Consider the following 8214-nt stretch of genomic DNA (forward strand, 5'->3'; position numbering starts at 1 on the left):
GGCGGCACGCTCGCGCTCGTGGAGCTGCCCCTCAGTCCACCGAACGCCGCGGCAGGTCGACCGTGAAGGTCGCGCCCCGGCTTGACTGCTGACCCGCGCTCACTTAATTAATGACCCGAGGTCATCAATTGACGCGGAGAAGCACCGCGCCGGGAGGGTGGGTCATGGGCATGCAGGAGCAGATGGTGCGCTACTTCGCCGAGGAGAAGACGGAGAGCTGGCTGTTCATCCTCGTGGGAGTGGTCGCGGTGGGCGCCTCGGTGTGGCTGCTGCGGTCGGGCTCCTCGTACCGGGGCATGGCGTACCCGCTCATCGCCGTGGCCCTCATCCAGCTCGTGGTGGGTGGCACGGTGGCCTTCCGCACGGACGCGCAGGTGGCGGCACTCGTGCAGCAGCTCGCCTCGTCCCCCGCGGCCTTCCAGTCCGCGGAGGTGCCCCGGATGGAAGCGGTGATGCGCAACTTCGAGCTCTACAAGGTCATCGAGGTCGTCCTGCTGCTCGCGGGCGTGGCGCTCACATATGCCTTCCGCCGCAAGGAGCTGGTGTACGGCATCGGCGTGGGACTGGTGGTGCAGGCCTCGCTGATGCTGGTGCTGGACCTGTTCGCGGAGAAGCGCGGGGACGCTTACCTCACGGCCCTCCGCGAGCTGCCCACGGCGAGCGCGCCCGTGCAGGACGTGCAGAAAGCGCCTTGACCAACGGCTCCGCGCCGAGCACCTATTCTGAATCTGGAGGATATTTTTTCATCAACTCTTCGGGCAGGGGGGTCCGAAGAAATCTCAAGCCCGTTCCCTTCCGCTCGGGAATGACCCGAAAACCCTCGCCAGCGATTCTGACACGTTCTCCCTCGGTGGCCTTGCCACTGGCAAGCCACTCGTCTGCCTCGGCTCTCGTCGCAAAGGCCTGGGAGACGACGATGTAATCAATGGCGGGAGTATAGAATGCGCGAAAGAACTCGCGGTACTCATCCAGCTTTTGGGTTTCGCGGACATAAAACAAGGCCACAGCGGCGATACGAAGCGCCTCGTCTTCTGGCGAGCCCTCTTGGTACTTCTCGTTTACGCCGCGCAGGATGTCCAAGACGGAGTCGACATCAAAGTTCTGATTGTATTTCATTCTCGCATCCAATTCAGAGGGCAAGAGGAGCTAGAATCAACATACCAGAGCCACCCGTCGTGAGGACGAAGGCAACGCCAGCGACGATGACGACAGCTCCAAGTGCCACCTCGGCCTTGTGTTTCCCGAGCCAATCAATTGCCTCGTCCATGCGCGAGAACTTCAGACGCTTTTCCTTCTCTCGCGTCACTTCCTCCTGCTCCTCTTCGCACTTCTTGAATTCCTCAGTGCAGTCGTGCTCGCACCGCTCGTAGTACCATCCGCTTTGTTGCTTATTGTGAGGATAGGGCCAGTTCTTCTTCTTCCAGCACAGCTCCACGCACTCCTCATGCTGTTTCTGGCAATCATGACCACCAGCACCCCCGCTCGCGAGTGCGGCACCGACTCCGTCCGCATCCTCGGAAACGACATAGACTTGGGACACTGGCCGTTGCCCGTGGGCACATCCAACGCTGACCATCGCTATCGCTGTTATCAGCACGATCAAGTTCATCATCTATCCATCTACTCCGAGCCTTACGCGGCGTGACGGTAGGGGTAACGGAACGACCGCGGAAGGCTCATTGCTTCCGAGAGGATGGCCGCATGACCGGTATCGTCTGGGCGGAAACGCCTCTCCCGCTCAAAGAAGACGGGGGGAGGGTCGTCGCCGAGCCGTTGCGCTACGCTGGGCCTGTGCCCGTGGAACTCCCCCTCCCCGCCCCGCGCCCCCAGGCGTCCGGCCCGCGCATCCTCCTGGTGGATGACGACCCGGGCGTCCTCAAGGGCCTGCGGGGCCTGCTCTCCGACGAGGGCTTCTCCCCCGTGGAGGCCCGCTCCGCCGCCGAGGCCCTGCGCCTCCTCGACGCGCCCGGCCACCCGCCCGCGCTGATGCTGTTGGATCTGCGCATGCCCGGAGAGACGGGCCTGGAGTTGCTCGCGCGGCTGCCCAAGCCGCTCCCCGTGCCCGTGGTGGTGCTCTCCGGTGAGGCCTCGCCCGCCGAGGCCGTGCAGGCCCTGAAGCTGGGCGCCACCGACTTCGTGGAGAAGCCGCCCTCCCCCGAGCGCCTCCTCACCGCGCTGCGCAACGCGCTCGCCCTCAGTGAGCTGCGCGAGGAGCAGCAGCGCTTGCAGGAGGAGCTGGCCCGCCCTGGCCACCTCGTGGGGGACAGCGCGGCCATGGAGTCGCTGCGCAAGCTCATCGCCCGCGTGGCGCCGAGCGACGCGGCCATCCTCATCACCGGCGAGACGGGCACGGGCAAGGAGCGCGTGGCGCGCGCGCTCCACCTCGCCTCCGGGCGCAAGGGGCGCCTCGTCGCGGTCAACTGCGCCGCCATCCCCTCCACCCTGCTGGAGAGCGAGCTGTTCGGCCACGAGCGCGGCGCCTTCTCGGGGGCCACCGCGCGCAGGCTCGGCCGCATCGAGCAGGCCCACGGCGGCACGCTGTTCCTCGACGAGCTCGGGGACATGCCGCTGGAGCTCCAGGCCAAGCTGCTGCGCGTGCTGGAGACGAAGGAGGTGGAGCGTCTGGGAGGCGGCCTGCCCGTCCCCGTGAACGTGCGCATCCTCGCGGCCACACACCGGGACCTCGCGCGCGCGGTGCAGGAGGGACGCTTCCGGCAGGACCTGTACTTCCGCCTCAACGTGCTCCCCCTCACCCTGCCGCCCCTGCGCGAGCGGCCCGAGGACATCCTCCCCCTGGCCCGGGCCTTCGCGGCGGAGTTGGCCGGGCCCCACGTGCCCCTGGTGCTCGCGCCCGGCGCGGAGCAGGCCCTGCGCGCCTGGCCCTGGCCCGGCAACGTGCGCGAGCTGCGCAACTTCATCGAGCGCCAGAACCTGCTGCGCGGCGAGGGCCCACTCACGCTCTCGCCCGAGTCCCTCGCCGGCCCCACGCCCCTCGCGGCCACGCCCTCCCACCTCATGCTCGGACAGAAGAGCTACCGCGAGCACGTGGATGACTTCGAGCGCACGCTCATCAAGGCCGCCCTGGAGGAGGGAGGCAGTGTCGCCGGGGCCGCGCGCCTGCTGCAGGTGGACCGGGGCAACCTCTACCGCCGCGTCAAGGCGCTCGGAATCCCCGTCGCCTGAACGCTCGCGATGTCATCCGCACATCTCCCCGCGACATCAGGATGTGGGGATGACATCCTCGCCGCGACCCGAGCTCCGTGTTTTCGCGCACTTGCCGCACCGGTCGACCTGGAACGCCACGTGCTCCCTCCGTCTCGCATGAACCGCCTCGCACTCCTTCTCTGCTTCCTTTCCTTCGCCGCGGGCGCCCAGGGCACCCCGGATGCCGGCCCCCCGGCGGCCCCCGCTCCCGCGGACTCCGGTACCCCCGAGGCCTCCAGCCCCAAGGACGACACGGCCCCCCTGGCCACCGCTCCCCAGGAGCCCTCGCCCGAGGAGGACCCGTGCCTCTCCGAGGACGCGGAGGACGAGGAGGCGGGCGACTCCGAGGTGCTCGGCGCGCTGCGACTGAGCATCAACGGGGAGACGCGCGCGCTGGCGGGCGTGGAGCTCAAGGGCCTCGAGCGGCTCTCCGAGCAGCAGGTGCGCACCCTGGCCCGCATTCCCGCCCAGGGCCCCCTGTCCCCCGAGCGGGCCGCGGTCGCCCTCAAGCGGCTGGCGCGCACGGGGCTCTTCGCGAAGGTGACGCCCACGGTGCGGCTCGCGGAGGGCACGACGCCGACCCTGGTGGTGACGCTGCAGGAGCACCCCTCCGTCACGAGCGTGGACATCCAGGGCCTGGAGGCGGGCGAGCTGAGGGACTTGCAGGACGACATGTTCCGGCTCCCGCCATACGCCTCGGACGATGACGACGACGAGGACGACGCTGGGGATGACGACGACACGGTGACGAGCGTGCACATCGAGGCGGGGCGTGGCCGGTTCGTCATCACCGCGAAGACCTGCCCGACGCCGAACCCACCGAGGGAGCTGCTGGCCCACTTCCAGAAGGGCGAGTTCCACCCGGGCCTGGTGTGGAAGGGCCTGCCCGCGGCGCTGGAGCGCGCGGTGGACGAGCTCCAGGACGAGGGCTACCAGCTCGCGAGCCTCGACGCCACGCTGACGTCGGAGGGACGGCTGGAGGTGCGGGTAGACCCAGGGAAGGTGGAGGCGGTGGAGGTGCGAGGCGTGGACGAGGGGGTGGCGCAGCGGGTGCGCGAGGTGCTGGGCATCCAGCCCGGGGACGTCCTGCTGCGCAGCGACCTGCGCCGCGCGGCGAAGCGGGTGGAGGCGGAGCTGCCCTTCCTGTCGCTGTGGGACGTGGAGACGCTGCCCGCGCCGACCACGCGCTTCGTGGAGGAGCGCGACGAGAGCGGCGCGCGGCGCTACCGCCCGGTGGCGGAGGAGCAGCGGCGCAAGAAGAAGAAGAGCTGGGACGAGGGCGTGGAGCTGTCCTGGGAGAAGCTCGCGGAGCAGTGGGACGAGAAGTCCGAGGACGCCATCAAGACCGAGGGCCGGCGCGTGGTGGTGTACGTGCGCCCGCGCGGTCCCGCCTTCGACGTCGACGTCATCCCCATGCACACGCAGGTGACGGGCTTCGCGCCGGGCCTGTCCACCTCGCTCACGCTGTGGGACGTGCGCAACCGGGCGCACCTGGTGCTGGACGGGGCGCTGACCATTCCACTGCGGTGGGGTGGCCAGCGGATCGCGGAGGATCCCGAGCAGACGCGGCTCCAGCGGAGGCTCAACTGGCTGGTGGGCGCGAAGGTGCAGGTGCCGGTGCTGCGGCTCGCGGAGGTGGGGGTCCAGGTCCATGACTTCACGGACACGCTCGACCGATGGCGGCTGGGTGCCATCGACTCGTTCCTCTACTCCGCCCTGCTCAACCGGCCGGACGCCGAGTACTTCCGGCGCAGCGGCTACACGGCCTTCGCCACCTGGCGCTTCCGGACGAAGTGGCTCGCCGGGGCGGAGTACCGGCGGGACACGTACGAGTCGCTGGTGAGCTTCTCGCCGCCCTTCTCCCTCTTCCGGCGCGACTCGGCGCCCTTCCCCAACCCGGCGGTGGACGCGGGGCGGATGACGTCCATGGTGGGCCGGCTCGAGTTCGCGAGCGACGCGGTGCGGGCCGAGGGCGTGGGCTCGCTCTTCCGGAGTCCCGAGGTGTCGCTGCTGCGGCACGACTGGGAGTGGCCCGAGCGCACGGCGTTGCGCAGCCTGCTGACGGTGGAGGTGGGCAGCCCGGCGCTGGGCGGAGACGAGCAGTTCCAATTCTGGAAGGTGGTGAGCGACAGCGTGCTGTACGCGAGCACCGGCCGCGATGCCGGCCTGCGGCTGCGCGTGCGCGTGGCGGGCGGCGAGGACTTGCCGATGCAGAAGCGCGAGGCGCTGGGGGGCTGGGACGCCCTGCGCGGCTACGCCTTCAAGGAGTTCCGGGGCGATGCCTCGCTGCTCGCGAGCGCGGAGTACCGGTGGGGCTTCGTCGGAGCCTTCGCGGACGTGGGCGCGGTGCACCGGGGTGAGGCGGGCTGGATGGACCCGCGGCTGGGCGTGGGCGCGCAGCTCTACTTCGGAGACACGACGCGCTTCACGGTGGCGTGGCGCACGGACGAGCGGGCGTCCATCGTCCCCGAGGCGCGGCTGTTCTTCGTCCGGCCCTTCTGAGGCACCATGAGGGCCCCCGTCACGCGCATGAGCAGGAGACACGTCGCGGCGCTGGTGGCAGCGGTGGGCCTGCTCGCGCCCCGAGCCCGGGCGGAGGAGCCACCCCGGGCGACGTGCTCGGCGACGCGGGTGGGGCGGCGCGTGGCGGTGCGACCCGAGGCGCTCGCGCTGGTGGCGCCCGAGCTGGAGCGGCTGATGCGGCTGGGGCTCGCGGGGCGGCTGGAGGTGGAGTTGCGGCTGCTGCGGAGCCGGCCGCTGTGGTTCTCCGAGCAGGTGGACAGGACGCGGCTGACGCAGGTGCTGGCGTACACGAAGGGGAGCGCCTGGGTGCTGGACGACAGGCCGCTCGCCTCACCGGGGACGCTGGAGCTGGAGCGGGTGGCGTGGGTGCTGGAGGAGGAGCCGGAGGAGGACGCCGCCTTCGTGGTGGAAGTGGGCGTGCGGCTGCAGGTGGTGACCACGGCGAGCCTGGGGAAGGTGGCGCAGTGGCTCACACGGGGGGAGAAGACGGAGGCGGAGCGCTCGGCACTGACGCGAGGCCTGCTGCGCACGGTGGCGGAGGACCTGACGCGAGGAGCCGAGGGACGCTGCACCGTCCAGCAACCGTGACGCGGGTTCGATTCCCGCCGCCTCCACTCCGTATCCCATGGACAATCACCTGCTCCACCCCTTCCCCTGCTCTGCAATCCTCTCCTGCTCCCTCCGCCAGTCTTCCAGGATGGAGATGGGGTGTAGCGAGCGGTAATCAATCTTCTTGTGATACACCGCGAGATGGTGTTCGCCCGCGATCCGCACGAAGACCGACAGGGGCGGAGCAGGGTGACTCTTCCACCAGACCGCTGCCTCCGTATGGGTGTCGAACGAGGCCGCCGGGGCAGGCAACCCGCGTGACGTGACGGCCTCGATGAATCTTTCCAGCGCGTAATCGCGGCGGAGGGCACGTATGACCCTCTCACGAGAATAGAAGACCTCCAGATATTCATTCCCCACCAGGATATAGGCGCTGCTGGGCGGCTCGGGGAGGTTCCTCAACCATGTCTCCGCCTCGTCGCGCGTGTCGAATCGGGCGATGACTGGAGGAGGATTGCGGTAGTAGGTCTTCAGGTAGTCGTGAAACTCCTCGCACTGGCCTGTTGAAGCAATGAACTCGAGCTGAGCCCTGGCGACCTGAATGAGTTTCTTCTTCTCCTCGGCTCGCAGGGTGTCGCCGATTCGAGAGAGAGTCTGCCAGGCCTCGCTGACCTCCTCGTCATTCTCGCCACGCCAGGAGGTTCTCACATCGACAGCACCGTCTGCCGAGGGGCGTGCGAGATAGTCCTCGAAGCGATAGAGCTGGCCTGTTCGCCAGATGAAGAAGCCTGCCTCTTTCAGGAGACGGTATGCCTTGGAATCGCCGGGCGGATGGAGCTTCTGCCACTGGTCGACAACCAGTGCTTCCGAGGCGGAGAGCAGTTTGGAGATCGTCACGGTGCCTCCAGCGTCAGCTCAAACCCCAAAGGGTTGCCCGAGGAAGCCACCAGCACGACCGGTACGAAGACGAGCGCGGCCCCACCTGAAGCGCCGACCACGGCGACGAAGGCGACGCCGGCAATGATGATGACCGTACCCGCCAGAATCTTGGTTCGATGTCGCCTGGCCCAATCAATCGCAGTGTCCATGGCCTCGAATCTCACAGGACTGGCTTCCGCCTGTGCAAGGCACATGGCGAGTTGCTTCATGCATGCCTCCGGGCAGTATCGCCTCCTCCCGGTCCTCCACTGCCCATACTGACTTGAATCGTGTGCATACTTGTCGACTTGGAAGATTCTGGTGCTTGCAAGGCAGGTGGGAACGCAGACCTCATATTGACGGTGACAGTCCTGGTCCGTGAACACGACCTGTTCAAGCCGCCCATGGAAACCGTCGACGTGCACGTGCCTCGAGTACATCGTCAGGTCGAAGTCCCCGAGTTCCAGGAGTGAGTCACCCGCCCATCGGGCGCTTCCTCAACGATGAGTGCGTACCTGGACAGCTCACGTTCTCCAGTGGGTCCGGGGATTGGAGAGCGAGTCGCACTACAGGAAACAAGGAGCAGGCCGAGCAATGAAGCGCCAAGGCTCCGCAGAACCGAAGATGTATTCATCAGGGAAATTGTCGGTGAATGTAGCACCTTCAGACGCAACGATGGCAAGCAGCCAGGAGAACCTGGACGTCATCAAGAGCGCGGACTGGGTGCTCGACCTGGGGCCCGAGGGCTGCGCTGGGCCTCCTCGGCCCAGCGCATAAGAGCTCGGCGGGCAGCCGCACCGAGCGGGCGGCACCGCGATGGATTCTCTGCATCATTCCGCAACTCACCGGCTCTCTACCGTTGCGGGCCCGTGGCTCAAGCCCCGCGCCGCGAACGCACTGGAGAGAATGCCGTGACCGTCATGAAGGAATGTCTGCTTGCCTGCCTGCTTCTTCACCTCTCCGCGTTGGCCCATGCCGCCGCTCCCGCCACCCGCAAGCCCGCGCGTCCCAAGCAGGTGA

The 8214-nt window shown here is 68.0% G+C and carries 8 protein-coding genes and 1 pseudogene; 4 read left to right on the plus strand and 5 right to left on the minus strand.

Annotated elements, in window-relative coordinates:
* The first annotated feature begins 164 nt into the window (after window positions 1-164).
* The gene (locus tag VF697_RS34950) at window positions 165-695 is read left to right on the plus strand and encodes a hypothetical protein (RefSeq protein ID WP_331101896.1); all 531 of its coding nucleotides are present in this window, start codon (window positions 165-167) and stop codon (window positions 693-695) included.
* A gap of 22 nt (window positions 696-717) precedes the next feature.
* Here VF697_RS34950 and VF697_RS34955 read toward each other — a convergent pair whose 3' ends face one another.
* The gene (locus VF697_RS34955) at window positions 718-1116 is read right to left on the minus strand and encodes a hypothetical protein (RefSeq protein WP_331101898.1); all 399 of its coding nucleotides are present in this window, start codon (window positions 1114-1116) and stop codon (window positions 718-720) included.
* Window positions 1117-1129: 13 nt separating this feature from the next.
* Window positions 1130-1612 carry a hypothetical protein gene (locus tag VF697_RS34960; RefSeq protein WP_331101900.1) on the minus strand — a complete coding sequence of 161 codons (483 nt, stop codon included), beginning with the start codon at window positions 1610-1612 and terminating at the stop codon, window positions 1130-1132.
* 185 nt (window positions 1613-1797) lie between these two features.
* Here VF697_RS34960 and VF697_RS34965 point away from each other — a divergent pair, with 185 nt between their 5' ends.
* Both VF697_RS34965 and VF697_RS34970 read left to right on the plus strand, forming a co-directional pair.
* Window positions 1798-3183 carry a sigma-54 dependent transcriptional regulator gene (locus VF697_RS34965; RefSeq protein ID WP_331101902.1) on the plus strand — a complete coding sequence of 462 codons (1386 nt, stop codon included), beginning with the start codon at window positions 1798-1800 and terminating at the stop codon, window positions 3181-3183.
* Between the two features lie 138 nt (window positions 3184-3321).
* Window positions 3322-5706 carry a hypothetical protein gene (locus VF697_RS34970; RefSeq protein WP_331101903.1) on the plus strand — a complete coding sequence of 795 codons (2385 nt, stop codon included), beginning with the start codon at window positions 3322-3324 and terminating at the stop codon, window positions 5704-5706.
* Here VF697_RS34970 and VF697_RS34975 read toward each other — a convergent pair.
* The gene (locus VF697_RS34975) at window positions 5607-6200 is read right to left on the minus strand and encodes a hypothetical protein (RefSeq protein ID WP_331101904.1); all 594 of its coding nucleotides are present in this window, start codon (window positions 6198-6200) and stop codon (window positions 5607-5609) included. The genes VF697_RS34970 and VF697_RS34975 overlap by 100 nt on opposite strands.
* Window positions 6201-6215: 15 nt before the next feature.
* Between VF697_RS34975 and VF697_RS34980 the strand changes: the two are divergent.
* Window positions 6216-6341: pseudogene (locus tag VF697_RS34980) on the plus strand.
* Window positions 6342-6360: 19 nt separating this feature from the next.
* On the opposite strand, the gene VF697_RS34985 reads toward VF697_RS34980, so the two are convergent.
* Together VF697_RS34985 and VF697_RS34990 are read right to left on the minus strand one after the other, a co-directional pair.
* The gene (locus VF697_RS34985) at window positions 6361-7173 is read right to left on the minus strand and encodes a hypothetical protein (protein ID WP_331101905.1); all 813 of its coding nucleotides are present in this window, start codon (window positions 7171-7173) and stop codon (window positions 6361-6363) included.
* Entirely contained in the window at window positions 7170-7424 is a 255-nt protein-coding gene (locus tag VF697_RS34990) for a hypothetical protein (protein ID WP_331101906.1), read from the minus strand. Before VF697_RS34990 ends, VF697_RS34985 begins: the two co-directional genes overlap by 4 nt.
* Window positions 7425-8214: the final 790 nt, after the last annotated feature.

Origin of the sequence: Archangium sp. (genome assembly GCF_036388035.1) — a bacterium.
Taxonomy (GTDB): domain Bacteria; phylum Myxococcota; class Myxococcia; order Myxococcales; family Myxococcaceae; genus Archangium.

Excerpts from the sequence above, each read along its gene's own strand:
- VF697_RS34990 (WP_331101906.1), bottom strand. The coding sequence starts at position 7,424 with ATGAAGCAACTCGCCATGTGCCTTGCACAGGCGGAAGCCAGTCCTGTG.
- VF697_RS34960 (WP_331101900.1), bottom strand. The coding sequence starts at position 1,612 with ATGATGAACTTGATCGTGCTGATAACAGCGATAGCGATGGTCAGCGTT.
- VF697_RS34955 (WP_331101898.1), bottom strand. The coding sequence starts at position 1,116 with ATGAAATACAATCAGAACTTTGATGTCGACTCCGTCTTGGACATCCTG.
- VF697_RS34970 (WP_331101903.1), top strand. The coding sequence starts at position 3,322 with ATGAACCGCCTCGCACTCCTTCTCTGCTTCCTTTCCTTCGCCGCGGGC.
- VF697_RS34950 (WP_331101896.1), top strand. The coding sequence starts at position 165 with ATGGGCATGCAGGAGCAGATGGTGCGCTACTTCGCCGAGGAGAAGACG.